Here is an 18,364-nt window from a genome sequence, read left to right as displayed (position 1 = left end):
ATGACAGAGCGACCGTGCTCAAAAAAGCACAGTGCTGCGCAAGGGATTCTGAGCATCATCGGGCAGGGGGACAAACGATGATTGGTCTGGAGTTCATTCCCTCTGCTATTGAAGTCGAGTTCGACGCCTCGTGGGGTACGCCTTAGGTTGGCTGGAGGGATGCCAAGACACCATTTGTCCAGGTGTTCTCCGAATAGACAGGCTCCCGTGTGCTTGCTATCGTATTAAAAGGTAATACCTGTGAATATCAGAGAGGCTGGCATGGCAACGTCAATCAAAATCGATGAGGATTTGAAGTACCGCATCCAGCAATTGGCGAGTGCCCGGCAACGTTCGGCTCACTGGATCATGCGTGAAGCCCTCTCTCAGTACGTCGTGCGAGAGGAGGCGCGGGAAAGTTTCAAGCAAGAGGCGCTGGCTTCGTGGACGGCCTACCAGGAAACGGGCCAGCACCTGACTGGGGCCGAGACCCGAGACTGGCTTAAAACCTGGGGAACCGACGAAGAGTCGGAGCTTCCCACGTGCCACGACTGATTCTTACCGCGGGTGCGGGTGAAGGATTGGAGCGTTGTCGTCGTTTCCTGTTAGAAAAAGACCCGCAGGTGACGCGCAGGGCAGCTCAAGCCATAGAGCAGCAGTTGATGCGCCTGGAAACCGATCCCCATGTCGGTCGACCCGTTGATGATATGCCCGAGTTGAGAGAGCTGGTGATTGCTTTTGGTGACGCGGGCTATGTCGCGCTTTATCGTTTTGTTCCCGCAGAAGAAACCGTGTACGTATTGGCGTTCCGGCATCAGAGAGAAGCGGGTTACTGATAGCCAGGGCTCACTTCCCCACACTCGACACCTGCCCAAAAAACCATGCCCAGCTACCGTTGATCAAGACCCCTGCTAATAAAGTGGCCGGCATTTTTAGCGGCGTCGAATCGATACGCCTCAAAAACCGCTTTCCCTCACCAGGATCGACAACGTATCGGTGAACAACTCGGTAACCGGGCTGACGCGGGTAGCCTCTATCGAAACGTTGCCCAGGCGCATCATCATTTGGGTGGGCGGGGCGCCCAGCTTGATTCTGACCCGGTAGAGCGCGTCACGAACCTGCAGGTTGCTGTCCGACTTGCCGGAAACGGCAATCGGTCCACCATAGGCCGTGCTCAGCATGAGGTGAGGAACGTTTTGGGTCCGTGAATCATCGATGCTGATCACTTTGCCTTCGAGCGCGCTGCCACTGTCACCGTGGGCATAAAAACGCGCACGGGCGCCAAGGGTCAGCCGTGACAGGTCCTGTTGACGGACGAAGGCTTCCACCGTCCAGCTATCGGGATTGACCAGTACCCCCAGCGGCTGATTGGGTTTGACCCAGACGCCAGGCTGCACGGAGGGGTCGACATCCGTGAGCATGCCCGCCATTGGGGCGCGTAGCGTCAGGCGTCGGAGCTCGGCTGACTGCGCCGCTGATTCGGCTTGCTGGCGGCTGAGCTGATTGGCAATCGAGGCATATTTTTCTGCCCCGCTGGCCGCCCCGGTCAGCCCGTCCAGTTGAGCGCGCAGCGCGAGGGCGGCCTTGCGTGATCGTTCGACCCTGTCACGTATTTGCGCGGAGTCGAGAACGGCCAGGACGGCATCGGCTTCGACTCTTTGACCGGCTGGCGGCATCTCCAGCAGCCTTGCCGGCAAAGGGCTGTAGAGCGTGTATTGGATTTCCGCATGCAGCCATGCCGGCGCTTGCACTTGGTTACTCCAGGGCAGGGCAGCCATCAGCATCAGCGCGCCGAGACCGAGCAAAAGCACGCGGCCACGGTGCACGGGTATTTCCTTGCGGCGGCGCCACCAGACCTTCAGTTCACGTTGAATGGGCATTATGACGAACCAGGAAATCTCAACCAGAAACAGGAAGATGCCCAGCGCCTTGAAAAACAGGTAGTACACGGCGACGGCGATCCCGAGAAAGACCACCAGGCGATAGATTCGGGTGATCACGGCAAAGAGGATGAGGAAATGCCGCAGGCGCGGGGTCAGGACTTCGGGGTCCGGTTCGTCCCAGGACAATAGGCGACGGCGCATCCAGGCTTGCGCCAATGCCCCTGAACGTTCATGAAGGTTCGGCAGGTCGAGCCGATCGGACAGCAAGAAGTAACCGTCAAAGCGCATGAACGGGCTGGCGTTAAGGGCCAGCGAAATCATCCAGCTGGTGGTGGCGAGAAAGAACAGGGCACTTTTGAGCATCGGGTTTTCGCACAGCCCCCAGCCCAGGGTGGCAAGCCCCGCGATGATCAGCTCCACGAGAATGCCGGCGCCGGCAATGTGAAAGCGCTGGCGTCGGTCGGCCAGTTTCCATGACTCGCTGGTGTCGGTGTAGAGCACCGGCCACAGCACGAGAAACGCCACGCCCATGTGCGCGACCCGCACGCCATAACGGGTGGCGGTATAGGCGTGTCCAAGCTCGTGGAGGCATTTGGTAACGGCCAGCGCTATCAGGTACCCGACCAGTCCTTCGGGAGAAAGACTTTGCTGGAAACTGGCAACGAACACGTCCCACTGCTGCCCGACGAGGAACAGGCCCAGCAGGATGGCGACGGCCACGGCGCCCAGAAACGTCCGGCTGAACAAGGGCGCGATCCAGGGCAAGGTTTTTTGCAGCAGGCGTTGTGGCCGCCACAGCGGTATCCGCATGAACAGGTAGTTATGCAGCAACCATTGCCAGCCCGTGTGCCGGCGTTGCCTGGCCATTTCTTCCAGCCGTCGGGTGCCGCTCATGTCGCTGATATGCAGCAACTGATGGCGACTGAGGAAGGTCAATAAAGCGGCCAGCTCCGCCCGGCTGACGTGCAAGGGCGTTTGTGCCGCCAGTGCGTCCAGTAACTCGGTCGGACTGCCCAGCGACCAGCGCGACAGCATCTCGAATTCGAGCCAGCCGATAGTGAAGAAACGGTTTCCGACCGGATCCTGAATCATCCACGCCGGCGAGCCATCACGTTGCGTGGCCGCCGGAATCAGACGCAAGTCTTCCCGTATCGCTGGCAGGTGTTCCGGCAGCTCGATGTTCGAATCGTCTGCCATCGCGCCGGTGGAAGGCGCCGGCAGCATGGTCGTGAAGTCGTGCTCACTCACAGACCGCTCCATTCACGTAATGCGGCCAAAGGACGCCGTAAGACGTAGTAAATCAACGGCACTTGTTCGCCGTAGAGCTTGGCGGTGCCTTTGAGACCGATCCGTGCCAGCTGGCTGGCATCGCCCTGGAACTGCCCGCGAATCCGATAGGAGGGGATGTTGTCCGGCGACAGGGTGGCTTGGTAGCTGGTCTGGACCAGGCTGGCGGTCAGTGGTGACAGCGGCGCCACGTGCAGGAACAGACGAATCTCGGAGCCGGCATCGAGGTTGATGGCATTGGCCACCGGTAGCCAGACCAACACCCCGGCATCTTGCGGGTCGGCGAGCTGCATGATGCGCTCACCCGTGACCACGGGTTTGCCGACCCAGTCATTGCTGTCGCCAAAAATCGCGATGCCGTCCCGTGGCGCCCGAACGCTGTTGCGCTCGAGCATTTCATCGATCCAGGTGACCTCGGCCTGTTTCTCCTGCACTTGCCCATTCAGGGCGGCCAATTCACCTTTGCTTTGTGTGTTGTCGAAGGCTTTCTGCGCCGCGAGCAGTGCCTCGGAGCGGGCGACTTCCAGCGCTTGCCGGGCCACTGCGCGGCGGTTGCGCAGGGTCGTGTCATCGAGGCTGAACAGCGGTTGGTCCTTTTTCACCATCTGGTTGGGCTGCACCAGAAACTCCCGCACCACGCCGTCCTGGGGGGCGGCAATGGCCATGGCGTTGTGTGCTTCGATCTCGGCCGGTGCCAGGGCACTCAGGCGGACCGGGAACAGACAGGCCAGGGCGACGGCGCAAGCCAATCCGAAAATACGTAACGGGCGTCGTCGCCAGGTTTGCCAGCGGGCACCGAGGGTGGGGCGCTTGTCCGTCAGCGCCGCGAGGCAGTACGCATAGGTTTGCCCCAGCCGGGCGAGCAGCGCCTGGGTGTGTTCGTCTGGCTCGGCGTCGCAGGCGAGCAGCAGCATGCCGCGGCGCGAATTGTCGCGACCGGGCAGTTGCAGGCACAGCAGATGCGTCGGCATCCACTCGGCCCAGCCCTCAGCGAAGCGCTCACCAAGCTCTGGTACGTGCCAAAGGCGCACAGTGGGTAAGCGAGCCGAGTCGGCCGTTACCGCAGGCGGCCGCCAAAGATGATGGGCCAGGCCTTTGAGCCAAACGGTAAACGGCGACTCCTCCGGCAGCACGGCCAGGCTCGAGACATTGCTCAGGGCCGGTTTGCCCAGCACGTCGCTGACGAAGATAAATGCCTGGCGATAGCGCAAAAGCTGCCAGGTTTCGTTGACCATCACGAAACCCAGTTCTGCGGTGCTGCGAGCCGCTTGCGCGCGTTGTTCCAGATGCAGCAGCACCGCGACGGGGTTTACAGGCGTGGCTTGGGCGTTCATTTCGGTGCTTCAAATAACGCGGTGCCACTCATCCCTGCCAGCAAATCAGTTGGCTGACCTTCGATCACCCCCTCAAGCTCGATGGTCTGGCTGACGGCATCGACTTGGGCGTTGATGGCTTTGATCCTGGCTGGATAGCGTTTGCCGGTTTCCCCCAGGTCAACCTGGAAGGTCTGCTTGGGTTTGAGCCAGGCCAGCCATTTGGAGGGCACGTTGACGCGCATCTTCAGCGGCCCGTTGCTGATGATGTCGAGCAAGGGCTGGCCCAGGTTGACGCCCTGGAAGGCTTTGACCTGTACCTTGACCACACGCCCGTCAAACGGCGCCAGGACCGTGCATTGTTGTTGCTGGGCACGGTACTGGGCGACCTGGGCAGAGGCTTTTTCCGCCGCGCTGGCCGCCAGTGAGACCTCCACCTCGCCGGCCGACTGCAACCCTTGCAGGCGCAGTTTGGCATCATGGGACTCTTTCGCGGAACTCAGGTCGGCCTGGGCCATCTTCAGGCGTGCGGCCTGTTCGTCACAGTCGAAACTGACGAGCACGTCGCCCTTGCGGAACGCCGAGCCCAGCGACGCGTTGACCGCACGCACCCGACCCACCAGTTGGCTGGCCAGGGTGGTTTCCTGATCGGCCACCAGCAACACGCGCACGCCGGCGTCGGCTTCGCTTTGTGCCCAGGCCGATTGGCCTGCTACCGCCAGGCCGAGCAACGAGCCGGTCAGCATGGACAATGAAAGACTACGGTATCGGAGGCTCATTTCAAGGCGACCTGTATGGAGGCTGATTTCAACCACTCTCGCAAGTTCGGCATTTCCGCCACCGTGGCGGCTTCGCAGAACGCGTTCAATGAATCGTTATCCGGCTGGGCCCGCAACGTGCTTTGGTAGTCACTGGTGCCTGCCACGCTGCCATCGGCACGGAGTAGGCTGACACGCCATCGGCCGCGACGGATGCCGTCCTGAACGTTGGAGACATGGAGTTGCAAGACCAGGATGGGAGTCTGCGGGTCCTGCTCGGTGAGCACGAACTGGTTGCGTTTGAGCGCCTGGCGAGCTACTTCGAGCATGCCCTTGGTCGCTTGAGCATCGCCTGAGTATTCAAGGCGAATGGCCAGGGGTTGCTGGGACGGCAGATCACCTATCGCCGTGGTGAAAGCCTGTCGCTCTGAGCTGCTCAGGCTTTTTTGCAGTTGTTGCGAAAGCTGTCGCAGGTTGCTGGAGTCGTCGACGTTTTCGGGCAGCACGTCCAGGCCCAAGGAGTTATAGATACGCCCGAACGCGGTTTGCGCAGTGGCATAGGCTGAGTAACGCTGGAACTGGGCGAGCAGGGCGCGGGTTTCGGTGCGGATCACTTCCAGCTCGGAGTCGGTACGCGAGGTCAGCGAAGCCCGGGCGAACTTGGCCATGCGCTGATCGACCTGGCTTGATTGATCGGCCAGATCGAAATCGACCAGGGCGAGTTTGTAGCGTTCGACTGAAATGCGTACCTGCGTCAGTACCGCCATCGACAGCGCCAGGCGACGAGCGTTGTCGGTCTTTTCCTGCGATTCACTGGCTTTTTGCGTGGCTGGAATGGCGGCCAGCCTGAACAGATTGGCGCTGAGCTGCACGCCGCTGTCGACCCAACTGTTGTTGTAGAGGTATTTGTTGGAGTCGTACTGGCTGTTGATATTGATGCCAAGACTGGGCAGCAAGGCCAATAGCTGGCGCCGGGCTTCGTCGGCTGAAATGCGTTTGCGGTAGTCCTCTTCGCGCAATTCAGGGCGCGCCTGCAGGGCAATTTCCTCAAGCTTGGCAATGTCGGGAGGGACGCCGGGCAGCGACGGTTCGCTTTCTTCGGCCAAGGTGAATTGGCTACCGGGCGGGATGCTCATCAGTGCCGCCAGTTCGCGTTTGGCGAACTCCAGGTCCTGGCGTCGAGCGTTGAGCAAGGTGGTCGCATCCAACAAGGCACTTTGATAAGCCAGGGCCTGGGCTGGAGGCAGCAACCCCTGTACTTCGGCTTCCCGGGATTTGCCCAAGGCGACGCGCACGCGGTCAAGTAAATCGTCGGCCTGGCTTTCAAGGCGCTGGGCGCCGAGGGCACGCCAGTAGGACGTGCGCAAGTCCTGCAGGACGGTTTGCATCACGCGCCGACGGCGCTCCTCTGCAATCAGATACTGGTCGGCACTTTGCTTGGCTCGGTAATAACTGACACCAAAGTCCAGCAGGTTCCAGGAAAACTCGGCGCTGGCCAGCGTGCGGTCGCGTTCGACAGAGGAGGAGGGGATCAACGAAACGGTGTGGGTCTCGATGCCCACGCTGGTACCGCCGGACTCGTTGCTGCGCGAGGCGTAGCCGGCCGAGACCAGCATCTTGGGCAGCATGTCGTAGCGCGACACGTCATGCAGCCCAGCCGCGAGGGCCGACTCCATCAGCTTCAGGCGGTAGTCAAGGTTGTACTTGAGCGAGCGCGCCAACGCATCGGCGAAGGTCAGCGGTCCCGTGATCGGCTCCTGGTCTGCGTAAAGCTGGAGTTGGTCACCGGCCACGCGCTGATGGACTTCATCTTCTTTCAACGGCTGCGGGGCCACGGAACAGCCCGTCACCGCAACGAGCACGGCGGCAGCGACCAGGCTGAGGGCCAGCACTGAACGATTTTTTTTCATCAAGCGCATTTGATTACCGTTTCATAAGGTGCGAAGAAGTGGATTCAGCCTTTGCTTTGCGGTGCGGGTGACGGTTTGTTTTCACTGAACAAATGAGGATGGCGCTCGGCGGCGGCCTTTTTCACTTGCTCACTGAAAGCAACGGCGGTCTTGGGTGGACTGGGGGCGACGTCATCGGTGGAAACTTCGTTGACGCGGGGTACCCAGGTGTTGAAGTCATCGAACAAACTGTCGCCGCCGGTGAAATACGCGCTGTCCTTGAATTTGAGCGACCGCTCTTGGTCATCAACGGTTTCTTGCGAGTCTTGTACGGCCAGCGTGACGTGCAGGTCAGGAACGAAACCGAGCCCCAGGCCAATCGACTCCGATTGCATTTGCCCGCTGACGGCAGCGTTATAGCCTGACAAGAGGGGGTCGAGTCGGTCGTGGGTCTGGGCTTGGGAGTCCATTACCGGCAGCGTGACGAACAGGCCGGGCACCATCGAGCGCTGCACACTCGCCAGGTCCAGATGTCGGTCCGGATAGTCGTAGCGATCCACGCCTGTCGGTGGCAAATGTTGATCTGGGGTTATCCCGGAGGCCGGCGGTTGCGGTAACACCGAAGAATCGATGCGCAGTTGCAATTGCGCCGTGGAGAAGCCGCCATGATCGTCGGTTATCCGGTAATTGATCGTCGGTACCGCGCCAAGATAGTTGTTGTCCGGCACGAATTGATAGCTGCCGTCGCCCGCCAGGGTAAAGCTACCGACGCCGACGATCACCACGCTGTTTCCGGCCGCATGGGTGCCGGTAACCCCATTGATAGTGAAGTCGACTACGTGAATCGTGTCGTTCTCCGGGTCGCTGTCGTTGCCCAGCACGGTGCCGTTGACGGGATTGCCTTGAAGTCCGGCCTGGACACCGTCATCGACCGCCACGGGGGGCTCGTTGATATGGATTCGAACCTGGGCGGTGTCGCTGCCGCCGAGACCGTCGCTGATCACGTAGGTAATGAGCACGTCTCCCGTCACACCGGCTGCCGGTGTGAAGTCCAGGGTGCCGTCGGGGTTGATCGAGACGCTGCCCTTCGGGCTTGTGGCGCGGGTAACGGTGAGTGGCGAGCCGTTCGGATCAGTGTCGTTGCCCAGCACATTGATGGACCGGATCGGTGTGTCGCGGTCCGTCAGCAAGACACCGTCGTCGTTGGCGAGCGGCTTGGGGTTGACCCGGATCGTCAGGTCGGCGCTATCAGTGCCGCCCACGCCATCGCGGAGGCTGTAGGTCACCACCGGCAGATCACCGTGGAAGGTCGACAGCGGGGTGAACAGGTAGCTGCCATCGGCATTCAGGGTGAAGGTGCCGACGCCGGTAATCGTTGCGGTATCGCCAGGGTTGAAGCTGCCGGTAACGCCGGCGATGGCAAACCCACTGACGCTGAGGGCATTGCCCTCCGGGTCACTGTCGTTGGGCAGCACGTTGCCGCTGGCCGGATCACCCTGTTGAATGGTGTGCAGCCCGTCATCCACCGCCACGGGAGGCGCATTGACGCGAATGCTCAAGTCGGCGCTGTCAGTGCCACCCACGCCATCGCTGATGCTGTAGGTCACCACCGGCAGATCACCGTGGAAGGTCGACAGCGGGGTGAACAGGTAGCTGCCATCGGCATTCAGGGTCAGGCTGCCCACGCCGGTAATGGTCGCAGTGTCGCCAGCGTTAAAACTGCCGGTGACGCCGATGATAGTGAAGCCTGTGACGCTGAGGGCATTGCCCACCGGGTCGCTGTCGTTGGGCAGCACATTGCCGCTGGCTGGATCACCTTGCTGAACGGTGTGCAGGCCATCATCCACCGCCACGGGTGGTGCGTTGACGCGGATAGTCAGGTTGGCGCTGTCAGTTCCCCCTGCGCCATCGCTGAGGCTATAGGTCGCCACCGGCACATCGCCGTGGTAGGTCGACAGCGGCGTGAACAGGTAGCTGCCATCGGCATTCAGGGTGAGGCTGCCGACGCCGGTAATCGTCGCGGTGTCGCCAGGGTTGAAGCTGCCGGTGACGCCATTGATGGTAAAGCCGCTGACGCCAAGGGTATTGCCGTCCGGGTCGCTGTCGTTGGGCAACACGTTGCCGCTGGCCGGATGACCTTGCTGGACGGTTTGCAGCCCGTCATCCACCGCCACGGGTGGCGCATTGACGCGAATGCTCAAGTCGGCGCTATCAGTGCCACCCACGCCATCGCCGATGCTGTAGGTCACCACCGGTACATCACCGTGGAAGGTCGACAGTGGGGTGAACAGGTAGCTGCCATCGGCATTCAGGGTGAGGCTGCCGACACCGGTAATCGTTGCGGTGTCGCCAGGGTTGAAGCTGCCGGCAACGCCATTGACGGTGAAACCCGTGACATTGAGGGCATTGCCATCCGGGTCGCTGTCGCTGGGCAAGACATTGCCGCTGGCCGGACCACCTTGCTGGACGGTGTGCAGGCCATCATCCACCGCCACGGGGGGCGCATTGACGCGAATGCTCAAGTCGGCGCTGTCAGTGCCACCCACGCCGTCGCTGATGCTGTAGGTCACCACCGGTACATCACCGTGGTAGGTCGACAGTGGGGTGAACAGGTAGCTGCCATCGGCATTCAGGGTCAGGGTGCCGACACCGGTAATCGTCGCGGTGTCGCCAGGGTTGAAGCTGCCGGTGACGCCATTGATGGTAAAGCCGCTGACGCTAAGGGGATTGCCGTCCGGGTCGCTGTCGTTGGGCAACACATTGCCGCTGGCCGGGTGACCTTGCTGAATGGTTTGCAGGCCATCATCCACCGCCACGGGTGGCGCGTTGACGCGGATGCTCAGGTCGGCGCTGTCAGTGCCACCCACGCCGTCGTTGATGCCATAGGTCACCACCGGCACATCACCGTGGTAGGTCGACAGCGGCGTGAACAGGTAGCTGCCGTTGGCATTCAGGGTCAGGCTGCCCACGCCGGTAATCGTTGCGGTATCGCCAGGGTTGAAGCTGCCGGCGACACCCGTGATGGTGAAGCCTGTGACACTGAGGACATTGCCATCCGGGTCGCTGTCGTTGGGCAACACGTTGCCGCTGGCCGGATGACCTTGCTGAACGGTGTGCAGACCGTCATTCACCGCAACGGGTGGTGCATTGACACGGATAGTCAGGTTGGCGCTGTCAGTGCCGCCCACGCCGTCGCTGAGGCTGTAGGTCACCACCGGTACATCGCCGTGATAGGTCGGCAGCGGGGTGAACAGGTAGCTGCCGTCGGCATTCAGGGTCAGGGTGCCCACGCCGGTAATCGTCGCGGTGTCGCCAGGGTTGAAACTGCCGGTGACGCCAGTGATGGTAAAGCCGCTGACGCCAAGGGTATTGCCCTCCGGATCGCTGTCGTTGGGCAACACGTTGCCGCTGGCCGGATCACCTTGCTGAACGGTTTGCAATCCGTCATCCACTGCCACAGGAGGCGCATTGACGCGAATGCTCAAGTCGGCACTGTCAGTGCCACCCACGCCATCGCTGATGCTGTAGGTCACCACCGGCACATCACCGTGGTAGGTCGACAGTGGTGTGAACAGGTAGCTGCCGTTGGCATTCAGGGTGAGGCTGCCCACGCCGGTAATCGTTGCGGTATCGCCTGGGTTGAAGCTGCCGGCGACGCCGTTGATGGTGAACCTCGTGACACTGAGGGCATTGCCCTCCGGATCGCTGTCATTGGGCAGCACATTGCCGCTGGCCGGGCTCCCTTGTTGGACGGTTTGCAGGCCGTCATCCGTGGCGACCGGTACGGTATTGAGGTGGATGGTGATCGAGCGGGTCGTATTCTTCTGGCCTTCGGCCCCTTGGTCCTGGCCACTACCGGCAGTGCCGCTGTCGGTGGTGTTCGGGTTCTGGTCATTGAGGACGAAATCGACTTGCACGTCGGCACTGGCGGACGTCGAAGGGTTGGTGTTGCTATAGGTCACCGCGCCCATGACCTTGCCGACTACCGAGCGGTCGGCAGCACTATTGAAGGTGACCTGCAAACTGCCCGAGGCATTGCTGAGGGTGCCGACCGTCACGCCGTCAACGATCAGGTCGTTGCCATTGATCTGGACGCCGACCGCGTCATTGCTGGTGTCGCTGTCGAAGAGACCCAAGACATCGTTGGCATTGCTGGCGCCGTGACGGCTGATGGTCAGGGTCGCGCCCAGCCATTTGCCCGGACTCACATCCAGCTCAGTATCGCTGACGGTCACGTTGCCATCGCTGTCCAGGCGGATCGGGCTGCCACCTTTGGTCACTGTCTGGACATTGCTCAGGCCGGAGGCCTGCGGCGCGTCATTGACCGGGGTCACTGTCACGTTGATCGTGCGGGTGGTGATCAACTGGGCGCTGGAGGCATCCGCGTAAGCATAATCACCGGGGTTCTGGCTGGCATCGTTGGTGTCGCCGCCCAGGGCGCCGGGGCGCTGACCGATGCTGCCGCCATCGTTGACGGTGACCGTTACAGTGAAGGTGCCCGTGTAGTCGGCTCCCGCCGGCGCGCCCGCAGCGGTTGGATAGGTGATGGTCAAGGCTTGCAGGCGGGCATTGACCTGGGCTTGGGTGGCACCTGTGAGCGTGATCGTATCGCTGCCAAGTCCGCCAACGGTACCGCCGCTGCCGCCCACGGCAGAGATGACGCCTTGGCTGACGTGAATGGTTGCAGAGAAGGTGTTGGCGCCGTTGGCATCCGGGTCGCTGATCGAGAACGCGCCCACGCTGCCGGTCAGGTTCAGGGTCGCCGAGCCTTCCTTGACCGTGACATTGCTCGCAGTGATGCTGGTCGGGTCGTTGATGCTGGAGACGAACAGGTTGCGCGTGTTACTCGCCATATTGAGCGCCAGCGAGCCAGGCAAGGCGGCATAGGGATTGATCACGGTGGTAGGTGCGCTCACCACCGTGGCGCCCGAAGGGTTCAAGCCGCCGTTGGCCAGGCCCGCAGGGTCCAGCGTGCCGGTTGCCACGTTGCGCATGCGATCATCGGCGATCACTTGGACCTTGTAGCTGGTGTCTGTGTTGGCGAGGCCGCCACTGAGGGTGACCTGGAGCCCGGCGAGGTAGGCGTTGACGTTGGCTCGGGTGCCACGGATCACCAGCGCGTTGCCAGTGCCGGTGTGGGTGTCATCGATCTCGAATGTCGTGTGGTCTTCGGTCGGTGGACTGGTCGACCCGAGCAGGATGTCGGCATATGCCGCCTGGCTCAGCGGGACGCTGCTGGCATCGGTCAGGCGCACGGTGACCTGGATGAAATCCTGTTCGGGCGAATTGGTTTCACCGGCGGGTGCGGTAATGCCACCGCCGTCGCTGTAGTCCGGATCGGACACCACGAAGCCAGGCACGGCCACGGCTACACCACCTTGGCCAATCGACAGGTTGCCACCGCCGGCCGCTACCGTTGGCGCGTCGTTCGTTGCCTGCAGGGTGATGGCTAGCTGGCTTGTCTGCGACACCGGCGCGACGCTGCCGCTGCCTGTGTCACCGCCGATGGCGGCGGCGCCTTCGTCAATTCGCACACTGAGCGTGACATCGCCCGCCGCTACGCCGTTGACATCATGGTTGGCGTTGGTTGCACTGGTATACGTCAAGCCGTTGCTGGCGTCGTTGAGCAGCGACTGGATATCGTCGGCGCGCCCGACCAGCGTCACGCTGTTGCTGTTATCACCGCTGATGGTGACGATGCGCCCGGAGGGCAGGGTGATGGACGTCTGTGCGCCGGTGCCGGCGACCCCCAGCACGCCTTGCCCCGCTGGAACACTGACGGTGACAGAGACAGGGATGTCGAATGCCGTGGACTCGGTGTCCACCACCGTGATGCCATTGATGGCGGTTCGACGGTCCTCGTTGATCTGTACAGAGGCCGGAATGGTTACGCTGGGCGCACCATTGACGGTAGAGACGCGAATCAACACGCTGGCCTGGGCAAGGTTGAGATCCGTGCCGGCCACACTGTCGGCATAGCCGTCGAATTCCACGGTGGATATGGGTTGCCCGCTGCCACCCGGGACTGCCGCCTGGTTTTCCAAACCGCCATTGGCACCGGCGATCAGATTGCCGCCGGCGTCACGCAAGCGGTCATCGACGACGACCTGGATGCGGTATTGATGATCTTCGTTACTGGGGTCGTTGACGCTGGCGCTGAGGGTCGCCAAGGCCGCGTTGACCTCGGCGCGCGTGCCGCGCAGCACCAGGTAATCGCCATTGCCGTCTTTATCACCATCGCGAGTGGCGCCGCCGCCGAGGCCGACCGACAGGGTGACGCCCGCATAGTCGCCCGCCGTAAAGGCCGTGCCGTCAGTCTGGGTCAAGCGCACGATGACCTGCACCGCATCCGGTGTGCTGGGGCTGCCGCCCAAGTCATCCGGGTCGCTCACCACGAAACCACCGACCGGATTGTTGCTGGCGGTGGTGCTGTCGAGGTTGATGGGACTACCGGGGGCGGTCACCGTTGGCTTGTCGTTGGTCGGCAGGATTTCGATGTTGTAGGTCGATGCAGTGGCGGCAGCGCCTTGGGCAAACGAGCCGTTATCGTTCGCGCTGAAATCGCCGTCACTGACGATGTAGGAGAAGGCGTCGTTGCTGGTTTCGCTGCCGTCGTGCTGATAAGTGACGCGGCCGGCGTCCAGATCGGCCTGAGTGAACACCGAGCCAAGCCCCAGCACGCCGCCATTGAGGAGCAGGTTACCGTTTTGCGGAATGGCGGTGAGTCGGTATTGCCGCTGCACGCTTGAGTTGTCGTCATCGCGATAGACCAGGTGCGCACCTGCCACCGAGCCATTCACGGCCCCCGAGCCATCGCCATTGGCGTAGCCGGTGGCACCACCAATGACGGCGGATTGACCTTCATGGATGGCGCCGGCCTCACCATTGACCAACTGGGATTTGGAACTTAGTTCAGGTGCGTCGTTGACCGGTGAAATGGTGACCGGTACGACCAGGGCCGCGCCGGTACTCGATTGATTGGTGCCGGCCGCGACGGCCACGCCCTGATCGTCGACCGGTACAACGGTGAAACTGTCGGTGAAATTCTCGCTGCCATCATGGACATATTTCAGATCGCCCGCAGCGAGTTGCGCCGTGGTGATCGTCTGGTTCAACGTGACGTTCACGCCGTTCAAAGTCAGATGACCGAACTGCGGCAGCACAGTGACCTGCAGCAGCACATCGTTGGTCGCGGCGTATTGGGTGCCGCCGCTGGCATCGCCTTGCCTGTCCGGGTCGGTGACCACGATATTGCGGTCGGTGACGGTGACGGTGCCGCCTTCGGAGGTGAACACCCGACCATCATTGGTGGCGGTGGGCGTGTCGTTCTTCGGCACGATGTTCAGGCTGAAGTTCTCGGTCGCGGTGGTCAACGTGCCGTCGGAGACCGAGAACTGGAAACTGTCGACGAAGTGTTCATCGCCGCTGTGCTGGAATGTCACAAGCCCGTTGTTCACGTCGGCTTGAGTGAACGTGCCGAAGGCGCCGATGGCGACGCCATTGACCAGCAGGGTGCCGCTGCCCGGTGTGACCAGCACGCGGTAGGTCAGCCCGTCGGCGGCGGTGAAATCGTCACTGGTATTCAGGTCGGCGGCAGCCAGCGTGTAAGTGCCGGCTTCATCAAGCGTCGCGGTCTTATCGCCACCGACGACGGGCGCGGTATTGGACGGTGGATCGGCGGGAATCGCGCCAGGTACGGTCACTACCTCGGGCGGTACGTTGACGCTGAAGGTATTGACCGTCAACGCACTGTTGGCGGCGTCGGTGTCATAGATGCCGCCATCCCGTGAGTTTGGATACAGGCGAACGCCACCGTCCTTGACCGTGAAACTCATGCTGTCGGTGCGGGCCGTACCGGTGTAGGCGCGGACGTGATACACCACGTTGCCGGCGTTGACATCGGCCTGGGTGAATTTCGAGCCAACCACCAGCAGGCCACCGTTGAGGGTGAAATACCCGACGTTCCTGTCGGGCACCGCGGTAAGCGTATAGCTCAGGCTGGACGAGAAAGAGTCGGTGTCGGTGACCTGCAACATGGCGCTGGTGACCACCCGCGTCATTTCACCGGGGGCCAGGGTCTGGGTAATGCTGTGGTCCAGGACCGGATCGTCGTTGTTGGGCAGGAGAGTCAGGTTGACGGTCAGCGTCGAGGTTTTCGGAGCATTCGTGCCGCCGCCGTCGTCGGTGACCTTGAGGTTGAAGCTGTCAGTCGTGCCCGTTGCGCTGGGCTCACTGCCATTGTGGCTGTAGGTGAGCTTGCTCAGGTCGTTGATGACGAACCCGGTATTGGTAATCGCCACCCCGTTGTAGAACAGTGTGCCATGGGTCGGCAGGGAATCCAGCGTATAGCTGAAATCGACACCGGGGGCCTGGTCTGGATCGCTGATCTGAATGGACCCGCGCGGGGTGCCAATGGGCGTGATCAAGTTGCCGTTATCGGTGAGGCTGACGTTCTGCTCACCCTCGATAATGGTGATCGTGCCGCTCGAAGTGGGCGCCTGATCGACTGGATTGATGTGGATCTGCACGACCTGGTCGCGGAGGACGCCACCGGCACCGTCATCGATGGTGATGGTGAAGGCGTCCATGAGGCCGGCAGGGGCGGTGACCTGGTCGCCGTTGTGGCGATAGCTCAGGTTGGCGATCTGGTCGATGGAAAAGCTCGAGCCGATGCCCAATTCCTTGCCGTTGAGCAGCAGGGTGCCGTCGTTGGCTAATGAAGTGAGCTTGACGATGACCTGTTGCTGAACGTTATCGACATCGCTCAAGCCCAGGTTGGCCTGGGTGAAACCTTTGCCATCCGCGGTGTTGACTGCCCCGGAGAAGCTTGCGGAGCCCCCTTCATTCACCTGCAGCGCCGGACCGCTGCCGGTAATCGCAGGCAGATCGTTGACGGGGGTTATGTTGATGCTAATGGTCTTGCTGGTGATACTGCTGCCGTCGTCGCTGGTCAGGGTAAACGAGGCACTGCCATTGAAATTCTGGTCGCCTGCGAAGGACATGCCGTTGAGAGCGGCATTGATGTCCGCCAGGGAGCCGCTGAAGCTGATACTCGTGCCGCCGTTGCCCGTCAGCCCGGTAAGGCCATTGGTGTTCGCCAGGCTCAACGTGCCGTGGCTGGCATTCAAGGTGATGTGCTGTGTGGCGGTGTCATCGCTGACACTGACGCCGCTGATCGCTACATGAGTATCTTCGGCACCGCTACGCGGCACGACGGCGCTATCGGCAATGACAGCCGCCGCACCGTCAAAAAGCATCCGCTGTTCGAGCGCGAACAACCTGTTGCGTGACACGGGGGACGCATTGGGAGGGGATTGGAGGCTTTTCACCGGTTTGATCCTGGCTTGTTGATCTTATTAGATTTTTTTCTGGCAGCCGTTAATCAAGTATGACCCTTTCAAGGTGCTAGGCGTCCTGCGCAACCCCCTAGAGGACTCGGATGACAAGCCTCTATTACGTCAGCGTTTTTTCTATCCCTGTGCAAACGTTTGCTAATGTGTGGCGCCCGGAGCGCCTGCGATCTGCCGCTATGTCGGTCCCACGGGGAAAACCTTGAGCCGAGCCAGCTTCTTTTTTCGTCGAATCAGGAGAGCCAAGTGGCAGCGTCGTTGCGGCCCTCGTACATCACATGATGGCGAGGGCACGCTGCAGCGTGACTGAGAGGCGTTATACCGCGATTGCATTGTGCTATCAATGCTTGTGAGCTTCGATGTGATCAGCTTGAGTTTTTGCCCGGATCTCCGGGCTGCGCCCTGAATACCAGGCTTGGGGCCTTGCCCGGCACGTCATCCAGTTCACCGAACAGACGCATGCCGATCTTCTCGAGCACTCGGATTGACGCCTCGTGATCAGGCCGGACCAGCCCGAACACCTCGCGCACACCAAGCCTTTCAAAAGCATCGGTTAATGCATTTCGGCCCAGCTCGGTCGCATAACCCTGGCCCCATGCTTCGACGGCGAAGCGATAACCGAGGTTGACGCGTCGTTCGGCGAGGTAGTCGTGAGCGGCAATGCCGCCGAAACCGATGATGTGTTCCGGGGCGCCACTGCGGGCAATCGCCCACCAGCCATAGCCGTGGGCAGACCAATGTTCGAGCCAATGCTCCAGCAGTGCCTGAGCCTCGACGACGGTCGCCATCGGGCCCGCGGGATTGAAGAGGTTGGTTTGAGGATCGCGGTAGATAGCGAAAAGCCGGAGGACGTCAGCAGGTTTCGGTTTTCTATAGATCAACCTTGAACGAGTGCCAGGCATGCTGAAGTTTCCCATTGACCGTCAAACCGCGAACCTACTCGCGAACACCGGGCAGGGCAACGTGCTCGTTCGCGGCACGGCGTTTGAAGATGCCTCGCGTTTCAATCATGACTTGGCAACCTTCATGGCGTCAGCGGTGGCTCGTCACGCCCAGGCGCCTGCCTAAGCGAGCGTCCAATGAGTAGACGCCGCCTCCGCGCGCGACGATGTAGAGGGCAAGAAATCCCATCAGTACCGGAAACTCAATGCCTCGGTCTATCCAGGGCCATGTCGGTCCGAGGGCGTAGCTTATGGCAAGCATTTGAAGGGTGATGAGCAGGGCAACCAACCTCGTGGCCAGCCCCATCGCCAGCATCAGTGCGCCGGCCGTCTCCAGGAGCATGACCAGAAAGCCGAGCTGCGCGGCGAAGGGCAGTCCCATCACGTTCTGGATGAGGTTGATAGACGCGGCCATGGGGTTGGCCATCGATCCATGGGCGGTTCCCAGCACCTTCGGCAATCCGTGGGTAAAAAGGACGACCGCGAAGGCGATTCGCAGCAAGGTGTAAAAATACGGTTCGAAACGGGCGCCCCAGGTATTCATGGCGGCCAAAATGGAGTCCGGCGACGATCTGTTTTCAGGGGGCATGAGTCATTCCTGGCAAGGGTGCTTGACGTGCTGACATGTGGCTTCGGTAACGACCCCGGCATGGCGTGCGGGGTCGATGCGCCTCGGATTATTCGAGCGCATTCTTCTTGTTTGGGACGAGGAGATAAATCCTCGGATGTTGCCATGTGAATTCAATGAGAGAGAACAATCGGCGCAGTGGCCAAAAAGGAGTGCAGCAAAAGTCGGAAGCGCGGAGGTGAAGAGGCGGACGGGGAGAGGGGAAGACTGCTGATGCTAACTTATTGAATAATAAGAGTTAAATAATTTTTTATAACTAAAATAAATAACAAATAAAAATAAACGCCCTAATAGATATAGGACAAGAACATCGCAAAATAATACTCTAATTGAAAG

Annotated in this window: 9 protein-coding genes; 2 read left to right on the top strand and 7 right to left on the bottom strand. The window is 61.1% G+C overall.

Going from position 1 to position 18,364, the window contains the following annotated elements; genetic code table 11:
* The first annotated feature begins 261 nt into the window (after window positions 1-261).
* Both LOY70_RS17300 and LOY70_RS17295 read left to right on the top strand, forming a co-directional pair.
* On the top strand, window positions 262-534 hold the full coding sequence (locus LOY70_RS17300) for a CopG family ribbon-helix-helix protein (RefSeq protein WP_265028610.1): 273 nt from the start codon (window positions 262-264) through the stop codon (window positions 532-534).
* On the top strand, window positions 522-815 hold the full coding sequence (locus LOY70_RS17295; protein ID WP_265028609.1) for a type II toxin-antitoxin system RelE/ParE family toxin: 294 nt from the start codon (window positions 522-524) through the stop codon (window positions 813-815). The genes LOY70_RS17300 and LOY70_RS17295 overlap by 13 nt, the downstream gene beginning before the upstream one ends.
* 120 nt (window positions 816-935) lie before the next feature.
* On the opposite strand, the gene LOY70_RS17290 is transcribed toward LOY70_RS17295, so the two are convergent.
* The 7 genes from LOY70_RS17290 to LOY70_RS17260 form a co-directional block, all read right to left on the bottom strand.
* Window positions 936-3,110 carry an HlyD family efflux transporter periplasmic adaptor subunit gene (locus tag LOY70_RS17290; protein ID WP_265028608.1) on the bottom strand — a complete coding sequence of 725 codons (2,175 nt, stop codon included), beginning with the start codon at window positions 3,108-3,110 and terminating at the stop codon, window positions 936-938.
* The gene (locus LOY70_RS17285) at window positions 3,107-4,483 is read right to left on the bottom strand and encodes an efflux RND transporter periplasmic adaptor subunit (RefSeq protein WP_265028607.1); all 1,377 of its coding nucleotides are present in this window, start codon (window positions 4,481-4,483) and stop codon (window positions 3,107-3,109) included. Before LOY70_RS17285 ends, LOY70_RS17290 begins: the two co-directional genes overlap by 4 nt.
* Window positions 4,480-5,241, bottom strand: coding sequence for an efflux RND transporter periplasmic adaptor subunit (locus LOY70_RS17280; protein ID WP_265028606.1), 762 nt, complete (start codon window positions 5,239-5,241; stop codon window positions 4,480-4,482). Before LOY70_RS17280 ends, LOY70_RS17285 begins: the two co-directional genes overlap by 4 nt.
* Complete coding sequence (locus LOY70_RS17275) at window positions 5,238-7,139, bottom strand: TolC family protein (protein ID WP_265028605.1); 1,902 nt, start codon at window positions 7,137-7,139, stop codon at window positions 5,238-5,240. Before LOY70_RS17275 ends, LOY70_RS17280 begins: the two co-directional genes overlap by 4 nt.
* A gap of 35 nt (window positions 7,140-7,174) precedes the next feature.
* Window positions 7,175-16,366 (bottom strand): Ig-like domain-containing protein, encoded by a 9,192-nt coding sequence (locus tag LOY70_RS17270; RefSeq protein ID WP_265028604.1) that lies wholly within the window; start codon window positions 16,364-16,366, stop codon window positions 7,175-7,177.
* A gap of 458 nt (window positions 16,367-16,824) precedes the next feature.
* Window positions 16,825-17,361: a GNAT family N-acetyltransferase gene (locus LOY70_RS17265; protein WP_265028603.1), complete on the bottom strand. Its 537-nt coding sequence runs from the start codon at window positions 17,359-17,361 to the stop codon at window positions 16,825-16,827.
* Window positions 17,362-17,491: 130 nt separating this feature from the next.
* Complete coding sequence (locus LOY70_RS17260; protein WP_265028602.1) at window positions 17,492-17,989, bottom strand: DoxX family protein; 498 nt, start codon at window positions 17,987-17,989, stop codon at window positions 17,492-17,494.
* Window positions 17,990-18,364: the final 375 nt, after the last annotated feature.

The sequence above is a fragment of the Pseudomonas sp. B21-054 genome, from assembly GCF_026016345.1.
Lineage (GTDB): Bacteria > Pseudomonadota > Gammaproteobacteria > Pseudomonadales > Pseudomonadaceae > Aquipseudomonas.
This window is presented reverse-complemented; position numbering and strand designations above follow the sequence as displayed.

Bases quoted from the DNA above. Each gene is read 5' to 3' on its own strand.
- LOY70_RS17280 (WP_265028606.1), bottom strand. From the start codon at position 5,241: ATGAGCCTCCGATACCGTAGTCTTTCATTGTCCATGCTGACCGGCTCG.
- LOY70_RS17260 (WP_265028602.1), bottom strand. From the start codon at position 17,989: ATGCCCCCTGAAAACAGATCGTCGCCGGACTCCATTTTGGCCGCCATG.
- LOY70_RS17300 (WP_265028610.1), top strand. From the start codon at position 262: ATGGCAACGTCAATCAAAATCGATGAGGATTTGAAGTACCGCATCCAG.
- LOY70_RS17270 (WP_265028604.1), bottom strand. From the start codon at position 16,366: ATGCTTTTTGACGGTGCGGCGGCTGTCATTGCCGATAGCGCCGTCGTG.
- LOY70_RS17265 (WP_265028603.1), bottom strand. From the start codon at position 17,361: ATGCCTGGCACTCGTTCAAGGTTGATCTATAGAAAACCGAAACCTGCT.
- LOY70_RS17275 (WP_265028605.1), bottom strand. From the start codon at position 7,139: ATGCGCTTGATGAAAAAAAATCGTTCAGTGCTGGCCCTCAGCCTGGTC.
- LOY70_RS17285 (WP_265028607.1), bottom strand. From the start codon at position 4,483: ATGAACGCCCAAGCCACGCCTGTAAACCCCGTCGCGGTGCTGCTGCAT.